At 47.5% G+C, this 26,507-nt stretch carries 23 protein-coding genes and 1 pseudogene; 15 read left to right on the top strand and 9 right to left on the bottom strand.

Going from position 1 to position 26,507, the window contains the following annotated elements:
- Positions 1 to 74: 74 nt before the first annotated feature.
- The gene (locus tag QFZ77_RS02565) at positions 75 to 1,640 is read right to left on the bottom strand and encodes a copper amine oxidase N-terminal domain-containing protein (RefSeq protein WP_307435726.1); all 1,566 of its coding nucleotides are present in this window, start codon (positions 1,638 to 1,640) and stop codon (positions 75 to 77) included.
- 199 nt (positions 1,641 to 1,839) lie between these two features.
- On the opposite strand from QFZ77_RS02565, the gene QFZ77_RS02560 reads away from it, so the two are divergent.
- From QFZ77_RS02560 to QFZ77_RS02520, 9 genes are all read left to right on the top strand, one after another.
- The gene (locus tag QFZ77_RS02560) at positions 1,840 to 2,358 is read left to right on the top strand and encodes an NfeD family membrane protein (RefSeq protein WP_307435724.1); all 519 of its coding nucleotides are present in this window, start codon (positions 1,840 to 1,842) and stop codon (positions 2,356 to 2,358) included.
- Between the two features lie 37 nt (positions 2,359 to 2,395).
- The gene (locus QFZ77_RS02555) at positions 2,396 to 3,841 is read left to right on the top strand and encodes a flotillin family protein (RefSeq protein WP_307435720.1); all 1,446 of its coding nucleotides are present in this window, start codon (positions 2,396 to 2,398) and stop codon (positions 3,839 to 3,841) included.
- Between the two features lie 166 nt (positions 3,842 to 4,007).
- Positions 4,008 to 5,492: an HD domain-containing phosphohydrolase gene (locus QFZ77_RS02550; RefSeq protein WP_307435716.1), complete on the top strand. Its 1,485-nt coding sequence runs from the start codon at positions 4,008 to 4,010 to the stop codon at positions 5,490 to 5,492.
- A 627-nt stretch (positions 5,493 to 6,119) separates the two neighbouring features.
- Positions 6,120 to 8,552, top strand: coding sequence for a nitrite reductase large subunit NirB (nirB, locus tag QFZ77_RS02545; RefSeq protein WP_307435714.1), 2,433 nt, complete (start codon positions 6,120 to 6,122; stop codon positions 8,550 to 8,552).
- 14 nt (positions 8,553 to 8,566) lie between these two features.
- Positions 8,567 to 8,899 (top strand): nitrite reductase small subunit NirD, encoded by a 333-nt coding sequence (gene nirD, locus QFZ77_RS02540; protein WP_307435713.1) that lies wholly within the window; start codon positions 8,567 to 8,569, stop codon positions 8,897 to 8,899.
- Between the two features lie 20 nt (positions 8,900 to 8,919).
- Positions 8,920 to 10,098 (top strand): MFS transporter, encoded by a 1,179-nt coding sequence (locus QFZ77_RS02535; protein ID WP_307435710.1) that lies wholly within the window; start codon positions 8,920 to 8,922, stop codon positions 10,096 to 10,098.
- Positions 10,099 to 10,160: 62 nt separating this feature from the next.
- Positions 10,161 to 12,539, top strand: a complete 2,379-nt coding sequence (nirB, locus tag QFZ77_RS02530; protein WP_307435707.1) for a nitrite reductase large subunit NirB — start codon at positions 10,161 to 10,163, stop codon at positions 12,537 to 12,539.
- A gap of 9 nt (positions 12,540 to 12,548) precedes the next feature.
- Positions 12,549 to 14,684: an assimilatory nitrate reductase catalytic subunit NasC gene (nasC, locus tag QFZ77_RS02525; protein WP_307435704.1), complete on the top strand. Its 2,136-nt coding sequence runs from the start codon at positions 12,549 to 12,551 to the stop codon at positions 14,682 to 14,684.
- Positions 14,685 to 14,876: 192 nt separating this feature from the next.
- A complete protein-coding gene (locus QFZ77_RS02520) occupies positions 14,877 to 15,404 on the top strand; it encodes a YfiT family bacillithiol transferase (RefSeq protein WP_307435701.1) in 528 nt (175 codons plus the stop codon).
- A gap of 28 nt (positions 15,405 to 15,432) precedes the next feature.
- Here QFZ77_RS02520 and QFZ77_RS02515 read toward each other — a convergent pair whose 3' ends face one another.
- The gene (locus QFZ77_RS02515; RefSeq protein ID WP_307435698.1) at positions 15,433 to 16,755 is read right to left on the bottom strand and encodes a hypothetical protein; all 1,323 of its coding nucleotides are present in this window, start codon (positions 16,753 to 16,755) and stop codon (positions 15,433 to 15,435) included.
- Entirely contained in the window at positions 16,742 to 17,308 is a 567-nt protein-coding gene (locus QFZ77_RS02510) for an RNA polymerase sigma factor (RefSeq protein ID WP_029196193.1), read from the bottom strand. Before QFZ77_RS02510 ends, QFZ77_RS02515 begins: the two co-directional genes overlap by 14 nt.
- A 410-nt stretch (positions 17,309 to 17,718) precedes the next feature.
- Between QFZ77_RS02510 and QFZ77_RS02505 the strand changes: the two genes are divergently transcribed.
- The 4 genes and pseudogenes from QFZ77_RS02505 to QFZ77_RS02490 all read left to right on the top strand — a co-directional run bounded on the left by QFZ77_RS02505 (position 17,719) and on the right by QFZ77_RS02490 (position 20,581).
- Positions 17,719 to 18,168: a hypothetical protein gene (locus tag QFZ77_RS02505; RefSeq protein WP_307435695.1), complete on the top strand. Its 450-nt coding sequence runs from the start codon at positions 17,719 to 17,721 to the stop codon at positions 18,166 to 18,168.
- 222 nt (positions 18,169 to 18,390) lie between these two features.
- The gene (locus QFZ77_RS02500; RefSeq protein WP_307435692.1) at positions 18,391 to 19,620 is read left to right on the top strand and encodes an S-layer homology domain-containing protein; all 1,230 of its coding nucleotides are present in this window, start codon (positions 18,391 to 18,393) and stop codon (positions 19,618 to 19,620) included.
- A gap of 118 nt (positions 19,621 to 19,738) precedes the next feature.
- A pseudogene (araD, locus tag QFZ77_RS02495) lies at positions 19,739 to 19,867 on the top strand (L-ribulose-5-phosphate 4-epimerase); the annotation flags it as partial.
- A 222-nt stretch (positions 19,868 to 20,089) separates the two neighbouring features.
- Complete coding sequence (locus QFZ77_RS02490) at positions 20,090 to 20,581, top strand: GAF domain-containing protein (RefSeq protein WP_307435688.1); 492 nt, start codon at positions 20,090 to 20,092, stop codon at positions 20,579 to 20,581.
- On the opposite strand, the gene QFZ77_RS02485 is transcribed toward QFZ77_RS02490, so the two are convergent.
- The 5 genes from QFZ77_RS02485 to QFZ77_RS02465 form a co-directional block, all read right to left on the bottom strand.
- Positions 20,574 to 21,023: a PilZ domain-containing protein gene (locus QFZ77_RS02485; RefSeq protein ID WP_307435685.1), complete on the bottom strand. Its 450-nt coding sequence runs from the start codon at positions 21,021 to 21,023 to the stop codon at positions 20,574 to 20,576. The two genes, QFZ77_RS02490 and QFZ77_RS02485, sit on opposite strands and share 8 nt — an antisense overlap.
- 93 nt (positions 21,024 to 21,116) lie before the next feature.
- Positions 21,117 to 22,190, bottom strand: a complete 1,074-nt coding sequence (locus tag QFZ77_RS02480; RefSeq protein ID WP_307435682.1) for a polysaccharide deacetylase family protein — start codon at positions 22,188 to 22,190, stop codon at positions 21,117 to 21,119.
- A 159-nt stretch (positions 22,191 to 22,349) separates the two neighbouring features.
- A complete protein-coding gene (locus tag QFZ77_RS02475; RefSeq protein WP_307435679.1) occupies positions 22,350 to 22,622 on the bottom strand; it encodes a helix-turn-helix domain-containing protein in 273 nt (90 codons plus the stop codon).
- A 107-nt stretch (positions 22,623 to 22,729) separates the two neighbouring features.
- Positions 22,730 to 23,371 carry a thiamine diphosphokinase gene (locus QFZ77_RS02470; protein WP_307435677.1) on the bottom strand — a complete coding sequence of 214 codons (642 nt, stop codon included), beginning with the start codon at positions 23,369 to 23,371 and terminating at the stop codon, positions 22,730 to 22,732.
- Positions 23,372 to 23,461: 90 nt separating this feature from the next.
- Positions 23,462 to 23,695 carry a hypothetical protein gene (locus tag QFZ77_RS02465; protein WP_307435674.1) on the bottom strand — a complete coding sequence of 78 codons (234 nt, stop codon included), beginning with the start codon at positions 23,693 to 23,695 and terminating at the stop codon, positions 23,462 to 23,464.
- Positions 23,696 to 23,818: 123 nt separating this feature from the next.
- On the opposite strand from QFZ77_RS02465, the gene QFZ77_RS02460 reads away from it, so the two are divergent.
- Positions 23,819 to 24,556, top strand: a complete 738-nt coding sequence (locus QFZ77_RS02460; RefSeq protein ID WP_307435671.1) for a DUF554 domain-containing protein — start codon at positions 23,819 to 23,821, stop codon at positions 24,554 to 24,556.
- Here the strand turns inward: QFZ77_RS02460 and QFZ77_RS02455 are convergent.
- Positions 24,553 to 25,254 carry a response regulator transcription factor gene (locus QFZ77_RS02455; protein ID WP_056833708.1) on the bottom strand — a complete coding sequence of 234 codons (702 nt, stop codon included), beginning with the start codon at positions 25,252 to 25,254 and terminating at the stop codon, positions 24,553 to 24,555. The genes QFZ77_RS02460 and QFZ77_RS02455 overlap by 4 nt on opposite strands.
- 321 nt (positions 25,255 to 25,575) lie before the next feature.
- Between QFZ77_RS02455 and QFZ77_RS02450 the strand changes: the two genes are divergently transcribed.
- Complete coding sequence (locus QFZ77_RS02450; RefSeq protein WP_307435664.1) at positions 25,576 to 26,487, top strand: sensor domain-containing diguanylate cyclase; 912 nt, start codon at positions 25,576 to 25,578, stop codon at positions 26,485 to 26,487.
- Positions 26,488 to 26,507 lie beyond the last annotated feature (20 nt).

Below are 26,507 nucleotides of genomic sequence, written 5' to 3'. Positions count from 1 at the left end.
GCCTAGGTTCACTACTAGACTATTCAGCCGCCCAAAAAAGGTGCTATCGACCACTCGCATCTAATTCAATCAGGTTAGTCGCGTTTAATCGTAACTACACGTGTATCGTCATTGAAGGAAACTTTGCCGCCGAGCTGCTCCGCGATGAATCGAATTGGCACGAAAGTGGATCCGTTATGGAGCGTAGCCGCACTTTCCAACTCCACAGAAGCACCGTTCACACTTGCGATCTTACTGTCTAGTTTCAGGATGATCGTTGCACCTGACAACAGGTCTTTGATGGTAACTTGTTGAAGATCTCCGTTCCAGCCAACCTCAGCGCCAAGCTTTTCAGAAATAAATCTCACAGGCACCATCGTTTTGTTATCTGAATTAATAAAAGGCTGTGGGGTATCGGATTCAGCCCCGGAAGCACCTTCGTTCAACTTCAGATTGACTTCTTTTTTCGTTACTTTCAAATCATCCTTAAGCAGCTTGTAAATGAGAGACTGCCTATCAAGGTTATTCAATAAGCTGTAGATAGAAGAAGCTTCTAAACCTACATTTAGCGCACCGCCAGAAACGTTGATGGTATTCGCCGTGACCGGCTTATTAATATTCCACGTCTCACTTACATAAGACAGCTTGAGAGCAGTAACGCCTGAGCTCGTATTTGTAAGAGGGACATTCAGTGCAAGGCTTTGCTTGCGGACTTGCTTATCAGCATCTGTGTAAACATCTGCTTGAAGGGTTGATTTGCTGTTAAATAGATCCTGAATCGGCAGAATGCCCGGCTCGTTGGAGGCATCTCCGGCAATCATTTTATCCAAGGACGCCGCTGTTTTCTTCAGGAAATCTTGAACAGGCGGGTAGACAAGTCCAACAGCTAACTGTTTATTACTTAAAATCTTTAAAGAAAAGTCGGTAGATCCGCCCTTGATTTGCTCCTCAATAATGGGTGAAAGGGCATCGTACAATTGGCTGATTAGTTCTTTCAATCCAGCTTCATCAGCAAGAACATTACTCAGCAGCTTTTTGAGAAGGGAAGCCAGTTCAGTGCCGCTAAGCTCGATATGCGCTTTTTGCAGAGATAGGGACTCACCATTCACTTTGTCCGTGACAGGTGTGACGGATATGTTCGACGGATTAGGCGTATTAGCTAAAATAAGTCCAATAATCGCGGATTTAATATCTGCAATTTTGTTGCCGAACTGTTCTTGCACGGCTGTGGGTAACAGCTTAGTAAACGCTAAATTAGAACCTCCTAAGACATCGAAAACAATTGGTTTCTTCGCGCCCTCGACACTCAAAATGAACTTGGTGCCCTCGGTTGCAAGTTTGAAAGGAATAGTGCCTTTACTATATGTAATCGTACCATCTGCCGAAAGGTGCTGTGCATCTTGTGTTTTCACATTGGTGAGTTCGATTTTCACGTTTTGCAGAGCGGTTAGTGCCTTCTGCTCATCAGTGGATAGCATAGAAGTGTCGCCGGGCACAAACTCGAGTTGCAAGGTACCTTTGGATTCTGAGGACTTCACGGCCCAGTCATTCTGAATAGCCCCAGCAAGGTCTAAACCTTGCACAGCCTGGCAGCCTGATAAAGTAAACATCATTAGAACCACTGCGGCGGAGATCCACCAAGTCAATTTCTTTTTGTACATGTGATAATCTACTCCTTAGGTTTAATAAAAATAGTAAAAAGACGTCCAATGATTATACGCGAAAAAAAGCCGAAGGATTCGCTGTTAGAAGTAAATTTTTTTGAGCGAAACCTTTTATTACCAAATTCGTCTATATTTATGAGGCGTAATGCGTACAAGGTAAATTTGCTAAAGCAAAACTCTTAGGAGGTAATTGTCTATGATGACGTTGTTTGCCATATGTTTCTTTGTAGGCCTTGTACTTACGGTTCTTATTACGTTTTTTGGTGGCGATTTCCATGCGGATAACGGGGCTGCCCATGCCCATGGTGGACCGTCTTTTTTTAACTTATCTTCCATTTTAGCTAGTTTGACAGTGTTTGGCGGGATTGGGTATATGCTGAATCAAGTTGGGATGACGAGTGTTCTGCTCATTCTGCTTATCGCAATCGGTGCTGGTCTCTTCGTAGGATGGCTCTTCTTCCTTCTCTACGTCAAAGTTATTTATAAGCATGACCACAGCATGAAAGAGAGCGATTTTGATCTAAGTGGTCAGTTAGGGAAGCTGTCTGTGCCGATTAATGGGAAGGGTACGGGCGAAATGATGTTTGTAATGCATGGCACTACGCGTTCCATCAGTGTTCGTTCTGAGAATGGGGAATCCATTCCGAAAGGGACGAAGGTCGTCGTTTTGCACATGAATAAAGGGATTGCGACGGTAACAAGGTTTAACCAATAATAGCAGCTGCAATTAACTACTGGGAGGTTATGCGTTTATGTTGGGGATTTTGTATACGGTTGTTGCCATTGTAGTTGTCGTTTTTATCTTACTGGCTTCCATTGTGAGAGCGTACAAGAAAGTACCGCCGAACGAAGCCATGATTGTGTATGGTTTAGGTGGTAAAAGGGTCGTACAAGGCGGAGGGACGTTCGTCATCCCTGGTTTTCAAAGCTTTAAAACGATCTCCATGATGCTCATGAGCTTCGATGTGAAGCCGGATCAACCTATGTTTTCCCAACAGGGGATAAGACTCAAGATTGAGGCGGTGGCACAAATCAAGATTCAAAGTGATCCAGTTGCGATCGGCACAGCCTCGGAGCAGTTTCTTGACCACACACTGCTGGAGCGGGAAATGATGATTTTGCATTCGGTAGAAGGGCATCTTCGCGGGTTGGTTGGGCAGCTGCCAGTTGAATCTATTCTGAAGAATCCGGATGAACTCAACAGCAAGATGAGGGAAACGTGTTCGGAGGATTTGGATAAGATGGGTCTGAGCCTCATCTCCTTTGTGCTCAAACGAGTGGCTGATGATCAAGGATACATTGAGAACCTGGGCGTGCCGGAAGTGGAACGTATCCGCAAAAGTGCGAGTATTGCCAGAGCTGAAGTGGAGCGGGATATCCAAATTCGTCAGGCAGATACGGAGAAGGAATCCGCGATTCGTCGAGCGGAAGCCCATCAGTTAAAGATTGAGGCGGAGAGCGCTGCTTCGGCGAAGGAAGCGCAGTACCGCAAAGAGCTCAGCATGAAGGAAGCGGAGTTCAAGCAGGAAACGACGAGCCGGCAGGCTGAAGCGGATTTGGCTTATGAATTGAAGCAGAAGCAGATTCAACAGTCGCTCGTAACGGAACAGGTGAAGATCCGGCAGATGGAAGCGGAGGCGAACAAGACAGTTCGCCAGATAGAAGTTGAGCTGAAGGAGAAAGAGCTCGAAGCGTCGGTCATTAAGCCGGCTGAAGCGGAGAAGCTAGCAGCCATTATGCGCGCCGAAGTCAATAAACAGAGGCAAATTCTCGAAGCCGAGGCAGATGCCGAGTCGACGAGAAAACGCGGTGAAGCGACGGCCGAAGCGGAGCTCGCCAAAGGGAAAGCGAATGCGGAGGTCGTCCGCTTGGCGGGGCTTGCGGAGGCTGAAGCGCTGGAGAAGAAAGCGGAGGCTTACAAGCAGTACACGCAGGCGGCGGTTACGGTGGAGATTCTTCGCATACTGCCGGAATTAGCTGAGAAAATTGCAGCCCCGCTGAGTAATGTAGATAAAATTACGGTGATCTCACAAGATGGAACAACGTCAGGCGTGAATCGGATTACAGGCGATATTGCCAAAATGATCGCGCAAGTGCCGGAAATTACACAGACGCTAACAGGTAAAAGCGTGACAGATCTTGCGCGTGCATTTCTAGGCAAGGATAATGAACTTATTTTGAATAAGGAATCGGAATAACGTGAATGAGTAATGTGAATAAGTGTCCTCAGCTTCCAGGCTGAGGATTTTTTTTGTTAAAATGTTTTACATTTAAAGCGCAATTGGTTGAATTGCTATACAATGAGAAAAACGCTAGATTTCAGCGTAGTGATCGATAGCTTCAAAGAAATGAGGACCCTACATCGTGCAGGTATACAGAAAGTTTCTACGGAATTTATTGCTAAATTATATCATGGGCTCTGGGATCGCTGTTGTTGTGGTTGGCGGAGTCATCATTTCTACAACACTAACGATTTCGAATGCGGAAATGGTGCGCGTATTCTTCGTTATGATCACCTCGCTTTGCGTGATGATGCTTGCAGAAATCGTGGTGTTTCGTAGGCACATGAAGCCGATTCGCGAGATGCTGGAGCAGGAGGCTCCAGATCTGGCAACCATCCGAGAAGCCTATTTGCAAACGCATCGATTTCCGGCGCTTTCCGTGATGCGGATCATGGGACCGCACTTTCTTGGCTTATCGATCCCTGCTATGACGATGGCTAGCATCGGGATTGCGAGAGGTTGGTTATCTCTTCCGGTTTTTTACATTGGACTTGCCGGTATTGGTGCAGTGCTTGTGGCGAGCATGCATGCTTTACTAGAGTTCTTCACGACAGCTCAGGCCATCAGGCCGGTGCTCATACATATTCGGGAATTGGGACAACGTATATACGGTGAAGATGTTTCCTTGGATGGGAGAGTAATCGTTTCGATTCAACGAAAGTTTCAGCTAAGCGCATTCCTAATTGGAACTATGCCGCTCTTTTTGTTTAGTCTAGCAACTCAAATTCGCTTGATTTCACAGTCCTCGGAGATGACGGTCGATTATTGGAAATGGGCGGGTATTATTCTGCTGCTTGGAGTCGGTTTTTCCTCCTTAGGGGCGCGCATGCTGGCAAGAGACATCCAACAGCCAATTGGAGATTTATATAGGGCAATGAAAGAAGTTCAATCCGGCGATCTGCAGGTAAGAGCCTCAGATTTATATTCAGATGAATTTTCGCGGCTAGTCGCTGGTTTCAACCACATGGTAAAGGGACTTGAAACGCGTGAAAAGATGAACAACCAACTGCTGCAGAGCTACTATTCCACATTAGCAGCTGCACTCGATGCCCGGGATGCTTATACTGCAGGTCATTCGACGCGTGTCGCCAAGTATTCCTTGTTGATTGGACGAGCTGTAGATTTGAACGAGCAGGAGCTCGATCTACTGAACAAGACGGCCCTGCTGCATGATATCGGCAAAATTGGTGTGCGCGACGACGTGCTGCTGAAGGAAAGTCGGCTCACCGACGAGGAGTTCGAGCAAATCAAGCTGCACCCTGTGCTCGGCGAATTGATTTTGAAGCAAATCGAGCCCGCTGAAGCTATGGCGCCTCTGCTTCCAGGCGTGCGCTCTCATCATGAGCGCTATGATGGCGGCGGGTATCCGGATGGCCTGAAGGGCCTGGATATCCCCGAGTTCGGCCGCATCATTGCGGTAGCCGATGCCTTCGATGCCATGACCTCCGATCGTCCTTATCGGAAAGGGATGCCGATTGAGAAGGCGCTGGCCATTCTCGCTGAGGGAAAGGGGACCCAGTGGGATCCCCGATTCGCTCAAAGATTCATTGATGTTTATAAGGTTTAAAATGTATGAAGGAAAGGTCTCACAGCCGCAGGTACTGCGGGTTGTGAGACCTTTTTCTGTTACCACAATAGCTATTGCACTCTCGCAACGCTGGCGTCAGCAAAACCCCGCTGAGAAGCCCGATTCGGCCTTCTCAGATCTAAACCCAGGCCTATTGTGCGGAAGTGTCAGCTGAGAGGTCCTTTTTTGCCTTCTCATGTAGTTGACAAAATCATGAGGATAATATGTTGGGGTACTTTGGATGTATAGATAGCAATTTGAAATAGGTGAATGTCCAGCATAATGCCGATATGTTATTTAATATAACATTAAAGCGTTTTCGATAACACATAGAATTAGCTCATTGTTCGTATATTCCATAATATAACTATAATTTATTTATAAAACCGAACAATAAATCACTAAATCGATCAAAATGTTCGTTAAATTAAAAAGTATTTGTTTGTTTCGCTAAGTAAAACTACAAATTTTTGTTGAAAAATACGAATTTATGAGGTACATTATTAGTAATTGTTCGTATGTTAGATAATTTGACGCAAAAATACAGGATGTAACGGAAATAAAAGAATTCATACATTAACTAACATTGAATGTCACAATACAACCGATACAGGAGCGTGAATCATAATGAAGAAAAAAATTGTTATGGTAGGAAACGGAATGGCTGGAGTCAGTTGTATTGAGCAAATGCTAAAGCTTGCGCCCAACCGCTACGAAATTACAATCTTCGGAAGCGAACCGCACCCGAACTATAATCGCATCCTGCTCTCATCGGTTTTGGCCGGCGATGCCGATATGAAGGACATTGTTATCAATGATTGGTCTTGGTACGAAGAAAATCACATCACCTTATATACGGGGCATACGGTTAACAAAATTGATACGGAACGCAAGCTCGTTAGATCGGACGGGGGTGTCAGCGTCCCTTACGATGAACTGATCATCGCTACTGGATCGCTGCCTTTCATGCTTCCGCTGCCTGGAGCGGACAAAGAAGGCGTCATCGCCTTCCGAGATATCAAAGATTGCGAGACGATGATCGAAACCGCTAAGAAATACAAGAAGGCGGTCGTGATTGGCGGCGGGCTTCTCGGTCTGGAGGCAGCGCGTGGCCTGCTAAATCTGAATATGGAAGTATCGGTTGTACACATTAACGAATACTTGATGAATCTGCAGCTCGACAGAACAGCTTCTCTCTTGCTGCAGCAAGAATTGGAACGCCAAGGCATGAAGTTCCTGTTAAAGAAAAACAGCGAATCGATTCTCGGGAAAAAACGTGTTACGGGACTTCGTTTTACCGATGGATCGGAAGTTGAAGCGGACCTCGTGGTCATGGCCGTAGGGATTCGCCCTAACATTGCGCTTGCCAAAGGCAGCGGGATTGAGATCAATCGAGGTATTGTCGTCAATGACCTTCTCGAAACGAACGTGCCTAACATCTATTCCGTCGGCGAATGTGCCGAACATCGCGGTGTAGCGTACGGCTTAGTCGCTCCGCTCTACGAGCAAGGCGGGGTTCTTGCCAAACGGCTCGCAGGCATAGAGACCGCAGGTTATCAAGGCTCCGTCGTATCGACCAAGCTGAAAGTATCGGGCGTTGACGTGTTCTCGGCAGGTGAATATGCGGATAAACCTGATACCCGTGCTGTACGCGTGCAGGACGACTTCGAAGGTATTTATAAGAAGGTTGTCATTAGAGACGGCAAAGTCATCGGTGCTGTTTTGTTCGGTGACATCAGTGACGGCTCTCGCCTGTTTGCGATGATTCGTAACGGAGAAGATGTAACAGGCAAAGAAAAGACGGTTCTGCTCGGTGAAGGTGGAGGTAAAGCGAAATCCGGCCTAGATTTGGTTGCATCAATGAGTGATGACGAAATTGTTTGCGGCTGTAACGGCGTCTCCAAAGGAGCGATCGTTCAGGCTATTCAAGAGAAAGGCTGTTCCAGCCTCAATGAGATAAAAGCATGTACCAAAGCATCCGGTTCCTGCGGCGGCTGTAAGCCTCTTGTAGCTGATGTGCTCACATACGTACTCGGCGCAGACGGTGTGAAAACCGTGAAAGAAGGCATATGCGGCTGTACGACACTCGGACGTGATGAAGTGGTGGAAGCGATCCGCGGTATGAGATTGACGACATCGAAGGAAGTCATGAATGTACTGGAATGGTCGAATACAGAAGGCTGCTCCAAATGTCGCCCGGCGCTCAACTATTATCTTGCCATGGTTTGGCCGGAAGAGCATGAGGACGAAAGAGAGTCCCGTTTTGTGAACGAACGCAATCACGCGAACATCCAGAAGGATGGCACATACTCGGTCGTTCCGAGAATGTACGGAGGTGTAACAACGCCGAAGGATTTGAAAAAAATCGCAGAAATCGCAGAGAAATACGAAGTGCCGCTCGTGAAAGTGACAGGTGGTCAGCGTATCGACTTGCTCGGCGTGAAGAAGGAAGACTTGCCAGGCATGTGGGCTGATCTCGATATGCCTTCAGGCTATGCATATGGTAAGTCGCTGCGTACAGTGAAAACGTGTGTAGGCTCAACGTTTTGCCGCTTCGGAACGCAAGATGCTATCGGCATGGGTATTCAGCTGGAGAAGAAGTTTGAGCGTTTGGGCACGCCGGCGAAAGTTAAAATGGCTGTATCGGGTTGTCCTCGGAACTGCGCGGAAGCCACGATCAAGGATTTTGGCGTTGTGGCGATTGACGGAGGCTGGGAGCTGCATGTCGGCGGTAACGGAGGAACAAAGCTTCGCGGAACCGATTTACTGTGCAAAGTGAAAACCGAAGAAGAAGTACTGGAATGGTCCGGTGCTTACTTGCAGTACTATCGCGAAACAGGGAAGTACAACGAACGGACTGCAGAGTGGGTAGAACGTGTCGGTTTAGATACGATCAAAGCTGCACTGGAGAATAAAGAAGATCGCGCCGCTCTAATAGAGCGCATTGAGAAGTCGCTCGATCTGATGAAAGATCCTTGGAAAGAAATCATTGAACAGCAAGAGCTGCGCAAGACGTTCGTTCCGATAGAAGAACAGTCGGCAGAGTCTATTTTGAAATAGAGGGGATGAAGCATATGAAACGGGTTCACGTTGGGAACATTTCAGAAATTGCGGAAAAAAGATCAAGGGTGGTTCGGATCGGCGCCTTAGAAATAGCGATGTTCAAGCTTTCGGACGGTGCGATCAAAGCCATTGAGAATAGCTGCCCGCACAAAGCGGGTAAGCTTTCCGAAGGCATCGTGTGTGATCATCACGTATTTTGCCCGCTGCACGATTGGAAGATCGATTTGCACGACGGAGTCGTCCAAGCGCCGGACGAAGGCTGTGTAACTAGCTTCCAGGTGGAAGTGGATGAGAGCGGAGATATGTATCTGCATATTGCAGAGGAAAGTATCTTGGCATCCTAGCCGAGGAGAGTGCCGTAATTATGCGACCAAATGGATCCGCCCTTGCGCTAGGGTTATCAACAATGGCTATGATGGCTTCCTTCGTCATCTGGAGTGTATTTTCCCCGATTGCCGGACAAATTCAGGAACTGTTTCATCTCAGTACTATTCAAAAAAGTGTGCTGATCGCCACGCCGGTTTTGCTAGGATCTATCCTGCGAATCCCGATGGGGATTTATACGGATCGCTTCGGCGGTAAGCGAGTATTTGCATCAACGATGCTGTTTCTTGTGATTCCTCTGCTGCTAGCAGGATGGGTCCATTCTTATTGGCTGCTGCTGCTGTGTGCACTGTTTATCGGGATGGCTGGGACGACTTTTGCCATTTCCCTGACGTATGTATCCAGATGGTTCCCGCCGGAGAGACAGGGTTTCGTGCTTGGATTAGCCGGACTCGGCAATTTGGGCGGAGCGGCGGCGAGTTACGCTTTGCCCTTTGTCTTTAACATTTACGGTTTGCAATGGGTGTTTTGGAGCCTAGCGATCATGATTGTGATCGTAACGGCGCTCTTTTGGATCGGAACGAAGGATTTACCTGCACCGTCCAAGGTGAAGACGTTCAAACAATCAATGGTTGTGCTTAAAGAACCATCGACGTGGTATTTATCTATTTTTTATTTTCTGACATTCGGAGGTTTCGTGGCTTTCAGCGTCTACTTGCCAACATTTCTCAAAGATTTATTTCAGTTGTCGGCAACGGAAGCGGGCGTGAAAACGGCTGGATTTGTTGTTATTGCCACGCTCATTCGCCCCTTAGGCGGATATTTGGCGGACCGTATCGGTTCACGCAGAGTTCTGGTGGTTGTGTTTGGGGGTATCATCATTACCTCGCTCGCCATGTCGGCGTCCTTGCATCAATTTGCCGGGTTCAGTGCGAGCTGTCTGGTCGCAGCTGCTTTACTCGGAGTAGGGAATGGGGCTGTGTTTAAAATGGTTCCGGAGGTTTCTTCAGGCAATACGGGTGCGGTAACGGGTATCGTTGGCGCCGCAGGCGGTGTCGGCGGTTTTTTTCCGCCGATCGTACTCGGCATTATTAAAGATTTATCAGGCGCATATACACTTGGGTTCGTCATGCTTATGCTCTTTGCATGCGGTTGTCTATATATGAATCATGCGACTAAACGTATGGTGATCAACAAACAGGGCGCGACAGCAGTTTAAGTAGAGAAGATCCCTTTGGCGGGGATGGAACTTCAGCATGGAAACGTGGAGGTCAAGCATATATGGGGAAACAAAAACTTGTCTTAATCGGTAACGGTATGGCCGGAGTACGCTGCGTGGAAGAAATTCTGGGGCTAGCTCCCGATCGTTTCGAGATTACGATTTTCGGCGGCGAGCCGCACCCGAACTATAACCGCATCATGCTGTCCAAGGTGCTTCAGGGCGACACAACGGTAAATGATATTACCATTAATGATTGGCAATGGTATGAAGATAACGGCATAACACTGTATGCAGGTGATCCGGTTGTCAGCATCGATACGGCAAAGCGGCAGGTAATCAGTGAAAAGGGGCGTACTGTTGAGTACGATCAACTCATCCTCGCCACTGGTTCGTTGCCGTTCATGCTTCCGCTGCCGGGGGCGGATAAACCGGGCGTGACAGCTTTCCGGGATATTAACGATTGCAACAAAATGCTGGAAGCTTCTAAATCATATAAAAAAGCCGTCGTTATCGGAGGCGGTCTGCTTGGTTTGGAAGCGGCGCGCGGTCTGCTTAATTTGGGCATGGAAGTCCATGTAGTGCATATTTTCAATTATTTAATGGAGCGTCAGCTGACTCCGACGTCGGCGAATATGCTGCGTAAGGAGCTAGAAAAGCAGGGCATGCGCTTTCTGCTTGAAAAGCAGACGGAAAAAATTATCGGTAAAAAACGGGTGGAAGGTCTGCAGTTCAAGGATGGAAGCAAAGTGGAGGCCGATCTTATCGTTATTGCGGTAGGTGTGCGTCCGAACATCAAGCTTGCGGCAGACAGCGGCGTGGAGACGAATCGGGCGATTGTTGTTAATGATTTCATGGAGACGAATGTGCCTAACGTGTATGCTGTTGGGGAGTGTGCGGAGCACCGTGGAATGGTATACGGTCTCGTAGCACCGTTATATGATCAGGGCAAAGTGCTGGCGAAGAGAATTTGCGGCGTTGATACCGAAGGCTATTCAGGCTCAATTTTGTATTCTCAGCTGAAGGTATCCGGGGTTGAGGTGTTTTCGGCCGGAGAAATTCGTGATTCCGAGATTACTACTTCACTCAAAGAGATTAACGGCGTTCATAACACGTATAAAAAAATTGCCATTCGCGACAACAAAATTGTCGGAGCGGTATTGTTCGGAGACAGCAGCGAGGGCAACAAGCTGCTTGGTTACATCAAGCAGCAAGCGGAAGTGTCCGTGCTGGAGGAAGAAGCAGCAGGAGGAGGTGCGGATGAAGCGTATGCGGCATCGCTGTCTCCTAACGCGACCGTATGCTCCTGTAATGGTGTAACGAAGGGCGCGATCATGGATGCGGTTCGCGAGAATGGCTGCGAAAGTGTCGAAGACGTTCGCGCTTGCACGCGCGCATCGAGCACATGCGGCGGCTGTAAGCCGCTCGTATCCGCGATGCTGCAGCTGGCGCTGCAGAGCAAGGATGCGCCGGCAGCGCCGAAGGAGACGGTTTGCGGCTGTACAACGCACAGCCATGACGAGCTGCGCGCGGCTGTGGGCAGCGCAGGGTTTGCCACGGTGCGCGAAGCGATGAACGCGCTGGGTTGGAACAAGGCGGACGGCTGCGCAGTGTGTCGTCCGGCCTTGCAATACTACGTCGGCCAAGCGCTTGGCGCAGTAACAGACGACGCGGGTGCTGGGGCGGCTCCGGCGGCTCCAGCGGCGAGCTTGCTCGCCAACGGCACATACGTTGCCCGGCCCCGTATGTACGGCGGCGTTACGAGCGCTGAGCAGCTAAGGCGAATCGCGGATGTGGTCGACAAGTACAACATTCCGCTGGTGAAGCTGACCGGCGGCGCGCATCTGGATCTCCTGGGCATCGATGCAGGGTATGTAAGCTCCGTCGGTTCGGAGCTTGGACAGCCGGATGCAGCGACTCCGGCCTATGGCAAAACCATCGCTTCCGTTGCGACATGCACTGGTATCGGATACGATCCAAGCGCTCTGCAGGACTCCATCGGGCTGGGCGCCAGCCTCGAATACAGATTGGAGCGCCTGCAAATGCCGGCTGTCGTGAGCGCAGCTGTCTCAGCAAGCCCTCTGCACCGCGCGGGGACGCTTGTCAAGGATCTTGGCGTTGTTGGCGTGCCGGGTGGCTGGGAAATCTACGTTGGCGGCAGCGGGGGAGCAAAGCTCCGTCAAGGAGAGCTGCTGTGTATGGAATCTTCAGAAGACGCGGTTCTAGAGCTGTCGGCGGCTTTCCTCCAATGGTATCGCGAAGAGGCAAATTACGGTGAAACGACAGCACAGTGGATCGAACGCATAGGCATTACACAGCTGCGAGAAGGATTGTTCAATCTCCTGTTTCGTGCTGAACTGATCGCGAGAATGAATGTGGAGCTCCAGGTTACGAAACAGAAGCAAGTAAATCCGCAGCCGACGGCTGCTTTGATAAGGTGAGCTGAGCGTATGAGTCAATTATTAGAACAAGAACAAGGTGGTACTGGTTCTCTTCGTGTGATGGATACTCAATGCCCTTTCTGCAGCGTACAGTGTAAAATGCAGGTGATCGAAGAACGAGGCGCCGCAGAGGGGCGTCCGACTTATTCGGTCGTTCCGAAACCGAATGCGGCTTCGGAAGGGCGACTTTGTATAAAAGGCATGAATGCTTACCAGCACGTACTTACAGGAGAGCGCATTCTGCATCCGATGATGAAGAAGGATGGTCAATTCGTCCGTATATCGTGGGAGGACGCATATGATCAAATCGTCAGCAAGTTTACTGAGCTTCGTGGTCAGTATGGCAATCATACAGTTGGCCTTTACGGAGGGGGCTCTCTGACGAATGAATCTGCTTATTTGTTGGGTAAATTCGCTCGTGTTGCACTGCAGACGAAATATATTGATTATAACGGCAGGTTTTGTATGTCGGCAGCGGCTTCGGCTGGTGTCAAAGTATTTGGCATCGACCGTGGTCTGACAAATCAGCTGTCGGACATTGAAATGGCCGATTGCATGATACTGGCAGGGACGAATATTGCGGAGTGTCAGCCGACACTTATGCCGTATTTTACAAGAGCAAAAGAGAAGGGCTCCTTCATCATAGCGATCGACCCGAGGGAAACCGGTACAACCCGTATCGCGGATCTGCATTTGAGAGTGAAGCCGGGTATGGATGCGACATTGGCTAACGGTATGCTCAAGATCCTGCTTGAAGAAGGGTTGATTGATCGAGATTTCGTCCAACAGCGTACCAAAGGCTTTGCGGAACTGCAATCTCACTTGGAATCGCTTGATCTGGGTGAAATTGCTGAGTTAACCGGCGTATCTGCTGAGTTGATCCGCAAGGCGGCGCTGGCTTACGGTAAAGCGGCCACAGGCATGGTGTTCACAGCGAGAGGCGTTGAGCAGCAAACAGACGGGCATATGGCGGTTCGCAACTTCCTAAACCTTGTTCTGCTGACAGGGAAAATCGGCAAACCGGGCTGCGGCTACGGCGCTGTCACCGGTCAAGGGAACGGCCAGGGCGGAAGAGAGCATGGACAGAAGGCTGACCAGCTTCCGGGCTATCGCCTGATAGAGAACCCTGAGGATCGCGCTTATGTTGCGAGTGTTTGGGGGATTGATCCGGGTGATCTGCCTGGCAAAGGCGTCTCCGCATACGAGATGATGGAGAAAGTCTACGAGCAGGAGATTCGCGCCTTGTTCGTTATGGGCTCCAATCCGCTCGTCTCCAATCCGAACGCTAACTTCGTCGAAGAAGGGCTGAAGAAGCTCGATTTCCTTGTCGTAGCCGACTTCCTTATGTCAGAGACAGCATTGCTCGCGGATCTGATTTTACCGGTTTCCGCTTATCTGGAGAACGCAGGAACACTGACCAACCTCGAAGGACGCGTGCTGCTGAGGGAAGCCGGCCGGCCTGCGCCGGGTGAAGCGAAGCATGACTGGCAGATTCTCTGTGATTTGGCAGATAGGCTGGGCAAAGGTCAATACTTCAACTTCGCAGACGTCGAAGACATTTTTGATGAGCTTCGCTTAGCCAGTCGAGGCGGTGCAGCAGACTACTATGGCATTACGTATGACCGCTTACGGAAGGAAGAGGGGGTGTACTGGCCATGTCCGGAGCTGGAGCATCCCGGTGCGAAGCGGTTGTTTGAATCGTCATTTCCGCTTCCGGAAGGCAAAGCTCTGCTGACTTCTGTGGAGAATCATCTGCCGAAAGAGCAAGTCAGTGAGGAGTATCCGCTATACCTCACAACCGGTCGTGTGCTTACGCATTATTTGACTGGCGTGCAGACAAGAAGAAGTCATTCTTTGGCGGCGCATGACGTGGAGTCTTTCATGGAGATTCATCCGAAGACGGCCAAGAAGTACCGCATCGAAGATGCTACTCTCGTCAAGTTGGAATCCAGACGCGGCACGATTTATGTACGCAGCAGGTTCAGCAGCGACATTCGGGAAGACACCATATTCGTTCCGATGCATTGGGGTGATACGCAGAACGTCAATAAAATTACACATGACGCGCTCGATCCGACCTGTAAAATGCCAGGTTTTAAAGTTTGTGCAGTAAAGGTGAGTTCGTTAGTTTCGGAATATGCTTAATATCATGAAACCGATCCTGTTGGAGCTTTGTTAGCCTCCACTAAGGGTCGGTTTTATCTCGTTTCAACCCAAGCTTTTAGCAGCAACGGCCGTCTTCTCCGAGTGGGAGATGATCGGGATAGGATGAGCGCAGATGGGCAGCCTAGCAAAACTCCGCTATAATAGAGGAAAAGATGCTGGAGGTTTGGTCATATGGATGATTTGCGCTACCCTATTGGATTGTTTGTACACGAAGGTGAAATTTCAGGGGAGCAGCTGCAAGAGTGGATGGCTGACATCAAGTCGACGCCAAGTAAGCTGCGTGAGGCGGTTACTGGGCTATCTGACGAGCAGCTGGATACGCCTTACCGCCCAGGAGGGTGGACGCTGCGGCAAGTCGTTCATCACGTCGCAGACAGCCATATGAACAGCTACACGAGGTTTAAGCTGGCATTGACGGAGGAAGAGCCGACGATCAGACCTTATTACGAGGAGCGCTGGGCTGAGCTTAGCGATGGCAAGTCTGCTCCGGTGGAGCTATCGCTTACCTTGCTTGATGCATTGCACAGCCGCTGGATGATTGTTCTGCACGATATGCAGCATGAGCAGTTTGCACGTGCATTCGTGCATCCTGAGTCAGGGAAGACGATTCGACTGGATTGGAACGTTGGCAATTACGCATGGCATGGTAATCATCATATTGCCCACATCACGAGCTTGCGCGCTCGCAGGGGCTGGTAAACAACGAAAACCCGTTAAGTCACAGGACTTAGCGGGTTTTTTCGACTCTACCATTATCCATTTCGTCACTGATGCTTGATTCAGCCGTATCATCACTCAAATAACGGCCGACTTTATCGATCCACTCTTGTACGTAGTGATCGGTTGCCCACTGCGCCATAACGAGCTTCTCGCCGGGCTGAAGGTCCAAGGTTAGTTGTGGATCATTCCCTGGCGCTTGCCCGTAAGGGTAGAACTTGAGCTTGCCGTTCTCGAAGATGACGATCATATCATTCATCGGCGATGTTAACGCATCAGTCGCTAGCGGCCACGAAGACTGAATGGTGCTCCATGAGCAGCAAAGATCATCGTGATTGATGACTTTATCAGGCAGCTCGCGCGGGAAGTCGTGCAGGACGTAGTTATCAGGCGTCACTGCGCTAATTCGCGGCGTCTCGGCGACCTTGCCGACCCAGCGGCCTGGTTCACGCTGAACGGTCCAGCTTTGGCCTGTAATCTCACCAAGCAATTTGGTAGAGCTGGTCGGTACATTTGCAAGGATGTTGCTACTGCTACTGCTGCTGCCATATAAATCGGTGATCGAAACATGGTTCTTGTCCACCGGTTTGTTATAGAACTGCACAGTATGCCCTTCTTTTAATTGTGGGAGGGTACGAACCCAGATGCGTTCCGCTTGATAAGGGGCATTACCTCGCCAAGCCTCCTCTGACTCACTGATGGAAACATATTGATTCCCAGCGAATAACAGGGTCTCCACACGATTTAACTGTTCATCAGCTTGATCGGGGAACACTTCTGGTTTCACGGGCTGATCAGCTAAATGAGCAGATAAATAGTGGAACTCGTCTGTTTTTGTTTTGTGAACTAAGGAATCGATTTTCCAAAAATTTTGCTTATAAGGCATGAGAATTCCCGTGCCCTCGGACGTCTTCTGCAGTTGGCCGCGAACTGGTGCGATAAGCATTGTTCGATAGGTACTGTAACGAATGGGTCCTAAAGCATGCTGCGCCTCCGTATTGTTAGATTCACGCTCGGTCCTTAGCCCAATAAGCAGTGCGGTGCTTATTGGGGCAGGGGACGAACTAGTGGACGCTGCCGTCGTAACAGAAGCATCCATTGCAGGAGCTGCATCACTTTGAGTATGAATTGTACGCCATGGGAAGATCAGTAACGCAGCAGCTATTGCACCGAGTCCGGCGAAACAGAGTAGGGGCTTTACCTTCGGCTTCGCTCGTTCCTTCCGCTCAATGGCTTCCTCGATCTCACCCTGAAGCTTGGAAGTAAAGCCAGATTGCTTAAGCGGTCCTGATTCCAATTGCTTATGTAAATCATCCGGATCAGGAGTTTTCAAGCGCTTCACGCTCCTTCAAACTGATCACCTTGAGTCTGGCGTGGTGAAGTCGGGATTTAACGGTTCCCTCCGAGATGTTAAGGATGGCAGCCATTTCTTTCGTTGAGAGCTGATAATGGGCATGCAAAATTAAAATTTCTCTGTATTTTGGGGACAGAGATATCACTTTTTTCCATATATCACTAGCATATAATTTCTCCATCGCTTCTGTTTCTGCCGATTGTGATGTGCCTGCAGATTGAATGAAGCCAACAAGTGTAACTTTGCGCCAAAATGCTTTACGTAAGTAGTCATATGCGGTATTACGTGTAATGGTAAGCAGCCAGGTTTTGACCGAAGCTTCACCGCGGAATGTAGTAAGATTGCGATATACTTTTAAGAAAGCATCCTGCGTAATGTCATCTGCTAAATCTGAATTACGGCAAATGCTAAATGCATAATTCCATACGTCATTCCCATAAGTTTCCATTATATTACGAAGAATCACTTTCTGATCCGTTGTTTCAGATACGTACTTTAAGTAATCAAATACATGGACACCGGTCGTCTCCATTCTCTCACCTCTCTGAATTAGACGTTACAAGTACAAAAAAGTTCGTATTTTTATAAAAAAAAAACATGCCTTATAGGATTCGTGAGTGAACTGGCAGATGAGTCGGACTTCTATGTGTAATTTGAAAAATGGCTATAGCTCGAAATCTGGAGGAGATTTGCTTTAAGGGAGAGAAATGAACAAACGGATAATATGACCAACGAAAAGATTGCCTTATCTTTAAAAAGCATGGTAGGCATACTATACAGTAATCAAGCTGATTTGGTTCAAAGTGTAAGAGCACCACATATTTAAAGAGGATGAGAAAGTATGCTTGTTCATGAGGTGTCTTGACAATAGAAGGCATTAACGCGCAATATGAAGAAAGGACACTGGATGCAAGATCAGGTCCTTCGGAGAGGGAGAACACCATGAATTTCGTTGAGCATATAGTGGATCATTTGCGGTCTGGTCAAATTAAGAACTTTCCGCAGCCGATTGCTCTGAACTTGGGCTTAGCTTATACAGTTAAACTGGAAGACAGGAAGACGAATTTAATTTGGCTGCCTTTCGAATTTACAGGTCTCGCTTACATTGATATGGGACAATTAGTGAACGTACATCCTTATTATCGAGGCGTTATTATCGAGGAAATCGAACTCTCGCGCGGAACGGATCTACATAAGCCCCAAACGGAGGAAGCTTTCATTAAAGCTATATTTGTGAAAAGCTGGGAAATGCATAAACTGCTGCAGCAGGAAAAGTATGCGAGTCTGCAGGGTAATGCGCCAGATTTCCTGACCAAAATGTTGTACATAACAGATTGGCTGCGCTATTATAATTCAGTTATAACCGTGGGTGCTGGGAAAAAGGTCGGCTAAATGAGCCGTTTTTCATTGGAAGGCAAGGACTGTGTTTTCTACATGTGTAGAAGCACGGTCCTTTTTCATACCTATCCCTATGGCTATAGTCCCATTGGTGGATAGTTCTTGGCACCTTGGATCACTAGGCTTTAAGCCTGTTCTCAAAGCATTGTAGAAGGCTTATCCTAAAGACTGGTGTAAACGATGCCAAAAACTCATGGAGAAGCGGAGAGTAATAAGATGTTACAGCTCAATAAATGGCTTGCAATTGCAACGGTATGTTGCGTAATGACAATAGGTGTCGTACAAGGGAAGAGTGAAGCAGCTGGTATGACGGACGTTCGTGGCCATTGGGCGGAGCAGACGATTAGTCAGATGGTGCAGCAGGGGTTACTGGATGGCTTTCCTGATGGGACTTTTCGACCAGATGATTCTGTGACTGCTGATCAATTTGTGAAAATCGTATTGCTCGCTTTTACAGATAAATATCCGAATGGCGAGCGCAAATGGAAACCGAGCTTTCTGCAAACGCTTAGCGCGAGCAACCAAAGTATTTTGCACCAGGATTATCGGGATTTCACGTTCAAACCGAACACGGTCGGATATTGGGCAAAACCTTATTTGGATTTGGCCAGTGATCTTCATTTTATAAGCAAAGGTCAGTTCAGTGACTACAAGGCAATGCTAAAACGCGAAGATGTGGCCGAAATTCTGTACTATTTACTCAAGGAAACCGAGTATTTGGAAGATGAAGTGTACAGTCTCAAAGCAGCTTCACAATTCGGTGATCTTCAAAGTGCGACGGCCAGACAGCAGAAATTTATCGGCGAGGCCATGACGAAGGGAATTATGGAAGGCTACCCGAACGGTTACTTCGGCGTTGGACGAACGGTTACCCGGGCTGAAGCGCTGCAAATCATTGCTCGTTTGCAGACGAAGTCGAAGCGCATCAGTGTGAACAGCGGAAGTGAAGCGTTCATCAAAGTTGTGCCGACGAAGGATGGCAGCTATAAGAAGTTGGTATTCCCCAATCAGCGCATGCTGCAAGCCTACGATGTGATGGAGGAAGCGGGCAAGCTGCGAGGTGCAAATTATGACCTTGAAGAAACAACGCTGCGCTTATTCCGAGATGCCGAGGCTAAAGGGCTGGCGATGAGCGGTGCGACCACCGAGGTACGCAACAGCAATGAAGTGTCCTTATGGTTAGATCCGCAGTTTATAACCTACGGAGTGACTGTGCACCTAGAAAACGGGACACTAGCCCGCAATACGGAGAGCATTCGGAAGTTCACGGATTTCCTTTTTGGCTATGACGCAGACATCTTCTATCGCCAGTTTACTGATGCTTGTGAACGCGCAGCGGCTAAAGGTGTTCTCGAAACCACAACGAAACAAATCGGGAGCTACTCTGTTGAAACTCGGTTAGAACCAGATGGGAAAACGATTATTTTTTCAATTATTCATTCCTAAATATACATATAAAGTGTTTAGAAGCTGTACATACAAGTCGTTTGTAAAAAACTTTATATCACGGATATCTGGATAACATGTACATACAAGTGTATAATATGAAATCATATGTACATAACTGGAAGAGGTCGCGAAGATTGCCTACCGTACTTACAACTTGAACCCCTCGGTAGAGCCAATGGACCAAAAGCTGCTGGATCGACACTTCCTAAGGAAGCACGGCGCGAACGCTTATTACGGGCAGTAAGGATAAGCGACTGCACGTCCTTTGGGGACGTGGGTGGTTGTCAAGGTTGATGCGGAGCAACAGATAAAAAAGGGCAGTTGGCATACGATGCCGACTGTCCTTTTTGCTTTGAGCTTATCGCAGTGGTGTGAACCAACCAGCCCTTTTTTTACATTTGGGAAGGAAGGTTATTTTTTGGTATGATAAACAGGTAAATGATTTGGGGAAGAGGGATGACGAGAGATGTTTACGAAATCAAGTTATGAGGGAACAAGAGAACATAATTATGCCTTGCTGATTCAGCAAGTTGAAGCTTTGATACATGACGAACCTAATCGCATTGCGAATTTGGCTAACGCCGCTGCACTGCTCGGACAATTTCTGAGTGATGTGAATTGGGTAGGTTTTTATTTATTAGATGAGACAAGTGACAAGAAGGAGCTCGTGCTGGGGCCGTTCCAAGGACTTCCGGCTTGTGTACGAATTCCACTGGGCAAAGGCGTTTGCGGTACATCAGCTGAACGTCGGGCAACGCTACTTGTTCCAGATGTGCATGCATTTCCAGGACACATTGCCTGCGACGCGGCATCACAATCGGAGATCGTAGTACCGATCCTTGTAGGAAATGAGCTCATCGGGGTGCTGGATATTGATAGTCCTATCAAGAGCCGATTTGATGACATCGATCAGCAGTACTTGGAACAATTTGTACAAAAGCTTGCAGCTGCTATGTAATATCATAGGTGGCAGAGAAAATATCTGCCATATCTTCATCGGAACAGAAGCTGCAGCTAGCCAGCATGTTGTTATGTTTTAAACGAGCACCTAATAAGATCAGATGACTGGTAAGCTGCTGTTCCATAATTGGATCTGCGATGCTGAACTCAATCCCATATTCATAGAGGGATGGCTTCAGCATCGTTTTTCGTGTGAGGACACCCAATACTTTGATCTCTTGATGAAAAAGATGAAAAGTGAACTCCAGCAGTAAACTCATATCGATAGGAAGATTCAATGGGGTGTGAATACGTATACCGCCTGAGCTAATATCTCTTATCATAATCTTAGAATGTTTGGTGTCAGCTGCCTTGTTTTTGATACCAATGATTTTGAACAAGGCTGATAAAGGAATTTGAAGATTGAGTCGGAAGCTGGAGCGCTTATTTGCTTGTGACATACTTACTGCTCCTCATGGTTGATAGGTCCATTATACTATATTGATGATTAATTTGAACTGCCTTTCATTTGATGAATTTGAAAATAATGCTACCTAATCGTGTGTAGAAAGCTTGCGAATAAATGATTTCAGGCTTTCTTCTCCGTTGATAAAAAGTCTTTTGAGCAGATAAGGGGACTGCTGGTTTGTCGCATAGCCTTGTTCAATCGTAAAAGCATAACGAAATCCATGATCCTTAAGAAGCTTCAACGTCGTTTTGTTATATTCGCCATAAGGGTAGCAATACACATCAGCTTTGGTTCCGAGCTTTTCCTCGATTTGCTTTCTGGCTTCCAAGATTTCGTAGGCTTGTTGATCCGCGGAAAGCTGAGGGAGATGAGGGTGTGTCATCCCATGAGGTTGAATGTCCCAGCCGGCTTCTTGCATCTTCTTGATCTGTTCCCAGTTCAGGTAACCTTCCTGATCGCTCGTACCTGGTGAAATAAAGAGGGTAGCTGGGAAGGAATATTTGGTAAGTAGAGGCATCGCTTGCTCATAATTATCGATGTATCCGTCATCAAAAGTTAGCAGCACTGGTTTCTCTGGAGCCGCCTCGACGCCTTTTCCTTCGATAAGGCTAATAAAAGTAGTGAGAGAGACTGGGGTGAAACCATGGTTGTGAAGATACGCCAGCTGCTCTTCGAGCTTGGCTGGGGAAATAACGACAACATTCCCTGGGTCAATCGTGACACTGTGGTAGTTGAGGACGGGGATGCTGATTTTGGACGGCATAGGTGCTGGTTTTGTTGTAGATTGGATAGTCCCCTTAATTTCGGAAGCAGCCGAGGGAGTGGCAGCGAGAACAGGAGCGGGAACGGGAACGTAAGTATCCAATGTAACAGTGGAGGCCGCAGGCAATTTGGGTTCCTCTATGAGAGGAAGATCTGGCGTTATTTCTAAGCTTGGAACGGGCTTGTCCTCGACAAAGGTATAGACCTCGACCGGAGCTTGGGATGGAGATTCGTCGATTTGAGCATCGACCTGATAATCGACCAACGCTGGAGCTGCTGAAGATCCCCATAACCGGTATCCCGAGGAGCTAAGGCCAATGGATACGAGTAGGAGAAGTATAGTAAATAGACCGGCTAGTACCGAATAAATAAGGATTCTCTTTCTTTGGTAGTTCATAGGCACACCAACCATTTCTAGAGGAATAATCTATTACTCTATTTGTAAGCAAAGGTTGGGAGAAATATACCTAGTTTAGCCGGTTAGATAGATTCCCTAATATAAAAAAACGGCTATCCAAACTGTCTCCAGTTCGAATAGCAGTTTTTGGCGCGTGTGTTAAACCGCGTTGCTGATGATGGCAGCTAGAAGCTTGCGCATCGATCGAGTCCCGACTTTATCCATAATTTTATCAATATGGACTTTAACTGTTTTTTCGCTAATGTTGCAATGATCAGCTATTTCTTTGTTACTGTAGCCATGGAGCGCGATAAGACCTATAATTTCGGCTTCTCGGTTCGTAAGTACATGTAATGCTGCAAATTGGGTTATGACGGATTGCACACTCTTATGGTGAAGGTTCTTTACCGGATTCTCTTGTACATGCTGCATGCTTGAACGACCTCAATATCTTAATTAATTTATGGCATACAGTTTATTGTAACAGAGTTATCCACTATAGGATTCACATGAGATTGTCTAATTTTAAAATTTTTTGCTTAATCTTTACTTTGAATAACAAGTAATAAGCCTGTTTGGAGTTCGATGAGCCCTTCCGAGTCCTTAAGTACATTACTAATTCCAAGGGACTGTCCAATCTGAAGAGTCGCTTGTTGAAGCGGATATTGGAAACCGTGCAGCGTGATGCCGGTTACTTCCAAGCTAAGCGGCAGCAAGGATATATGTGTATAACTCCCCCGTAATATACGAGCGGATTGGTTAATGACAATGATTTGATTGTTGGCATCGACGATGGAACAAGAGACGCCTTGCTCTGTGCCTTTGCGAAGCAGATGTACATTGGCTAACGAGTGATCAAAGCGTGTGCCGAGCGCGCCAAGCAGGACGATATGATCTGGCTGCTGAGCCAGTGCCCAGTTAAAGGCCATTTCGGTATCGGTTAAATCCTTGAAGACCGGATCGCAATCGATGAAAGTGAGACTGGAAGAGCGAATACGGCTCAACTCTTCGGGAGTGACAGAATCGAAATCACCGAGTGAAATATGCGGCGTATAGCCATGTTGAATCAGATAAAGGGCACCACGGTCCGACCCTACGAGAACGTCATCTTCATGAATGTCTCCAAGGGCCCAATCCCCGAGTGTCCCTCCAGTTACAATGATAATTCGTTTTCCGTTCATGCTTGTTCCCCCAACGCTTGGATATCATCCCCTTAGTATATCATACGCAGGCAAAAACCGAGCTGCATGAATCACAGCCCGGTTCTATGATTAGGTTCTCGCGTCCACGCGCTTGCGCATAGGGTTAAGCTCAGACTGGTCATGATCAATTACGGCTTCATCGGCGAAGCCCTTCAATTCCCAAGTCGTTCGACCCAAAGTAAGATCGGCGGGAAACTCGTCGCCGCGCTTGAGCGTAACCTCTCGTCCTGCTTCATTGGCATAAATACCGTCCGTCTCAACCGTGTCGCCAGTCATGGGATCCATCGATTTGTCATTAGACATGCTGTATTCCTCCTTTCCTGTTGCTTATTCATACCATTTCCAACGATGGAGGAAATTATGAGTAGAATCATGTAGAATGAGAAGGTTGTCACAGACTAGAAGGCAGAAAGGGAATGAATCAGCATGGCTTTATGGGGGACGATTGTGAATGCAATCGCCATTATTATTGGGGGATTATTAGGAATGATGCTGCCCCGCATCTCGGAAGGCATAAAAAGCACAGTTATGCAGGGCCTTGGGCTCGCCATTACTGTGCTGGGCATTACTATGGCATTAAAGTCGAATCAAATCGTACTGGTCATTATGAGTGTAGTTATTGGAGGTATCATTGGAGAGTTGCTGCGAATCGAGTACAGACTTGGGCAGCTAGGTGACTGGTTGCAGGCGCTGCTGCGCAAAGATTCTTCTGCACATCCTACAAGCAGTATCTCGGAAGGCTTCGTGACATGCACCTTGGTTTATTGCATTGGAGCTATGGCGATTCTGGGTCCGCTCGATGGCGGCCTTAGGCATAATCATGATATTTTATATACCAAATCATTGCTGGACGGATTCTTATCCATTATCTTCGCATCTACCCTTGGGATAGGTGTGATCTTCTCGGCTGTGTCCGTGTTCGTGATGCAAGGGGTCATCGCTCTGGCAGCGACGTTTATTGCGATGGCATTTAGCCAGGCGTCCCTAGATGCTATGATCGTCCAAATTACAGCTGTGGGTGGCGTCCTGGTTATCGGCGTAGGCCTCAACATTCTCCAAATTAAAAAAATGAATGTAGCCAACATGCTTCCAGCACTTGTCATAGGGGCAGCAGCGGTTCCTCTGCAGCATTATTTCACCGTATGGTTTAGCCGACTGTTCTAAACGGCCGAACCGTTAAATTTGTATCCGACACCACGAACCGTAATAATGTAGCGAGGCTCTGCTGGGTTAGATTCAATTTTCTTACGCAGGTTACTAATATGTACAATGAGTGTTCGTGGATCGCCCATGCTGTCCAGGCTCCATATAAGTTCAAACAGGTGCTCGATTTTGTACACCCGATTAGGGGTTTTAGCCATTAAGGAAAGTAAATCGAATTCTTTGGCCGATAACGAGATGGTCTGTCCATTCACGCGAACGATGTGGCTGACCAGATCGATTTCGAGGCCAGGGAATTTCACCAACTGAGGATCATCCTGATGCTGCTCTCGAATGGAATTTCGACGTAAATGAGCTTTGACTCTAGCGACGAGCTGACTAGGGCTGAAAGGCTTCGTCATATAATCATCGCCGCCCATGCTTAATCCGAGAATAATATCGATATCCTCGCTCTTACAGGAGATGAACAGGATCGGCGTATTGCTCGTTTTGCGAAGCTGTCGGCAAACTTCTATACCATCAAGTCCTGGCAATAGAATGTCCAGAATAATAAGATCGGGCTTGTGTTCCTTCACGATCTCAAATACATCGTGACCGTTATTGGCGCTGATGACTTTATAGCCTTCCCGCGCTAGGTAGAGTTGAATCAATTGGACAATTTCTTGCTCGTCATCAACGACTAAAATAGTTTCTCCTGCCATACTAGAAATCCTCCTCAGTAACGGAACAGCTGTGGTAGAAAGAACGGTGTTCCCGCTCTAACATGTTACCTTCATTATAGAACGATTCTCCTAGACATTTCTATCCTTTTATTGACAGATAAAGAGATTTGGTACGGTTCTTACTCCGAAGTAGGTACTTTGATCTGCCTCTATATCCCGATAAATGTGAAAAGTGTATGAAAATAGTCATATTTCGACTTCGATTGACGAAAAGTTTGGATGAACTTAATTGAATCTTTATGTTCCCATGCTAATCTACCTAAGTCTCTATGTAGAAAGCACGAGAGGGGCTGCGAAGTAATGAGTCATAAGGCTGATTCGGATATTGCCAAACATTCATCGTTACAGAAGGATAGATTCGTACGCCAATTCATCGAGCAGGCATGGGATCTGTTTAGCATTTTTGATGTTTATGGAAAATTGACCTACGCCTCGAAGAGTTTTAGTGAGGTAATAGGATTTATACCTAGTGACTTTCAGCAAATGGTGGATTTTATCGATTCTGAATATGGTATGGATTTACATAAAATGTTTATCAAAACCTTGCAAACTTGCAGCAGCAGTAAGCTAGAATTTCGAGCGAGAGGTGTTAGTAAGAATATCATCTGGTTCGAGTGTACAGCGATTCCAATTCGAAATGATGAGGGTGTTCTAGCCGAGATTTCTTTCGTTCTTACAGATATCACGCTGCGCAAAAATCAAGAGAGCCGTCTTATCGCCATGGCTTTTCATGATCCTCTGACAGGTTTGCCTAATCGGCGAATGTTTAAGGAGCATCTGCAGCAAATGCTTTTGCAAGCTAATCGAACGAAGAGACCGTTTGGACTTTTATACTTAGACATAGATGATTTCAAAGTGATTAATGATACGATGGGTCATGATGTAGGAGATGCATTCTTGCAGGATTTCACACACCGCATCAAAGGATGTCTCCGTGAGGTTGATATGTTCGCCCGCATGGGAGGCGACGAGTTCACCATTTTATTACCCGCGGTGGATTGTAAGGAACATGTGGAAAGTGTCGCCCAGCGCATCATTCAGTGTTTTGAACAGCCATGGGACATCCAGGGGCAGCAGTTTCGCGCAACAGTCAGTATGGGGATAACAATGTATCGCTCGGAAGAAACCGATGCGACTAGTATGATGAAAGAAGTAGATATTGCCCTATATAAAGTGAAGGGCAAAGGCCGTAACCACTACCAGTTTTATTAGAAACCGTTACTCGGAGCTGA

The sequence above is a fragment of the Paenibacillus sp. V4I3 genome (assembly GCF_030817215.1).
Classification (GTDB): Bacteria; Bacillota; Bacilli; order Paenibacillales; family NBRC-103111; genus Paenibacillus_E.
The sequence above is the reverse complement of the archived record's forward strand: the minus strand, read 5'-3'. Positions and strand labels throughout refer to the sequence as shown.

What these genes read in the sequence shown, in the direction of transcription:
- QFZ77_RS02565 (WP_307435726.1), bottom strand. Translation starts at nt 1,640, where the DNA reads ATGTACAAAAAGAAATTGACTTGGTGGATCTCCGCCGCAGTGGTTCTA.
- QFZ77_RS02560 (WP_307435724.1), top strand. Translation starts at nt 1,840, where the DNA reads ATGATGACGTTGTTTGCCATATGTTTCTTTGTAGGCCTTGTACTTACG.
- QFZ77_RS02555 (WP_307435720.1), top strand. Translation starts at nt 2,396, where the DNA reads ATGTTGGGGATTTTGTATACGGTTGTTGCCATTGTAGTTGTCGTTTTT.
- nirB (WP_307435714.1), top strand. Translation starts at nt 6,120, where the DNA reads ATGAAGAAAAAAATTGTTATGGTAGGAAACGGAATGGCTGGAGTCAGT.
- nirD (WP_307435713.1), top strand. Translation starts at nt 8,567, where the DNA reads ATGAAACGGGTTCACGTTGGGAACATTTCAGAAATTGCGGAAAAAAGA.
- QFZ77_RS02535 (WP_307435710.1), top strand. Translation starts at nt 8,920, where the DNA reads ATGCGACCAAATGGATCCGCCCTTGCGCTAGGGTTATCAACAATGGCT.
- nirB (WP_307435707.1), top strand. Translation starts at nt 10,161, where the DNA reads ATGGGGAAACAAAAACTTGTCTTAATCGGTAACGGTATGGCCGGAGTA.
- nasC (WP_307435704.1), top strand. Translation starts at nt 12,549, where the DNA reads ATGAGTCAATTATTAGAACAAGAACAAGGTGGTACTGGTTCTCTTCGT.
- QFZ77_RS02520 (WP_307435701.1), top strand. Translation starts at nt 14,877, where the DNA reads ATGGATGATTTGCGCTACCCTATTGGATTGTTTGTACACGAAGGTGAA.
- QFZ77_RS02510 (WP_029196193.1), bottom strand. Translation starts at nt 17,308, where the DNA reads ATGGAGACGACCGGTGTCCATGTATTTGATTACTTAAAGTACGTATCT.
- QFZ77_RS02505 (WP_307435695.1), top strand. Translation starts at nt 17,719, where the DNA reads ATGAATTTCGTTGAGCATATAGTGGATCATTTGCGGTCTGGTCAAATT.
- QFZ77_RS02500 (WP_307435692.1), top strand. Translation starts at nt 18,391, where the DNA reads ATGTTACAGCTCAATAAATGGCTTGCAATTGCAACGGTATGTTGCGTA.
- QFZ77_RS02490 (WP_307435688.1), top strand. Translation starts at nt 20,090, where the DNA reads ATGTTTACGAAATCAAGTTATGAGGGAACAAGAGAACATAATTATGCC.
- QFZ77_RS02485 (WP_307435685.1), bottom strand. Translation starts at nt 21,023, where the DNA reads ATGTCACAAGCAAATAAGCGCTCCAGCTTCCGACTCAATCTTCAAATT.
- QFZ77_RS02480 (WP_307435682.1), bottom strand. Translation starts at nt 22,190, where the DNA reads ATGAACTACCAAAGAAAGAGAATCCTTATTTATTCGGTACTAGCCGGT.
- QFZ77_RS02475 (WP_307435679.1), bottom strand. Translation starts at nt 22,622, where the DNA reads ATGCAGCATGTACAAGAGAATCCGGTAAAGAACCTTCACCATAAGAGT.
- QFZ77_RS02470 (WP_307435677.1), bottom strand. Translation starts at nt 23,371, where the DNA reads ATGAACGGAAAACGAATTATCATTGTAACTGGAGGGACACTCGGGGAT.
- QFZ77_RS02465 (WP_307435674.1), bottom strand. Translation starts at nt 23,695, where the DNA reads ATGTCTAATGACAAATCGATGGATCCCATGACTGGCGACACGGTTGAG.
- QFZ77_RS02460 (WP_307435671.1), top strand. Translation starts at nt 23,819, where the DNA reads ATGGCTTTATGGGGGACGATTGTGAATGCAATCGCCATTATTATTGGG.
- QFZ77_RS02455 (WP_056833708.1), bottom strand. Translation starts at nt 25,254, where the DNA reads ATGGCAGGAGAAACTATTTTAGTCGTTGATGACGAGCAAGAAATTGTC.
- QFZ77_RS02450 (WP_307435664.1), top strand. Translation starts at nt 25,576, where the DNA reads ATGAGTCATAAGGCTGATTCGGATATTGCCAAACATTCATCGTTACAG.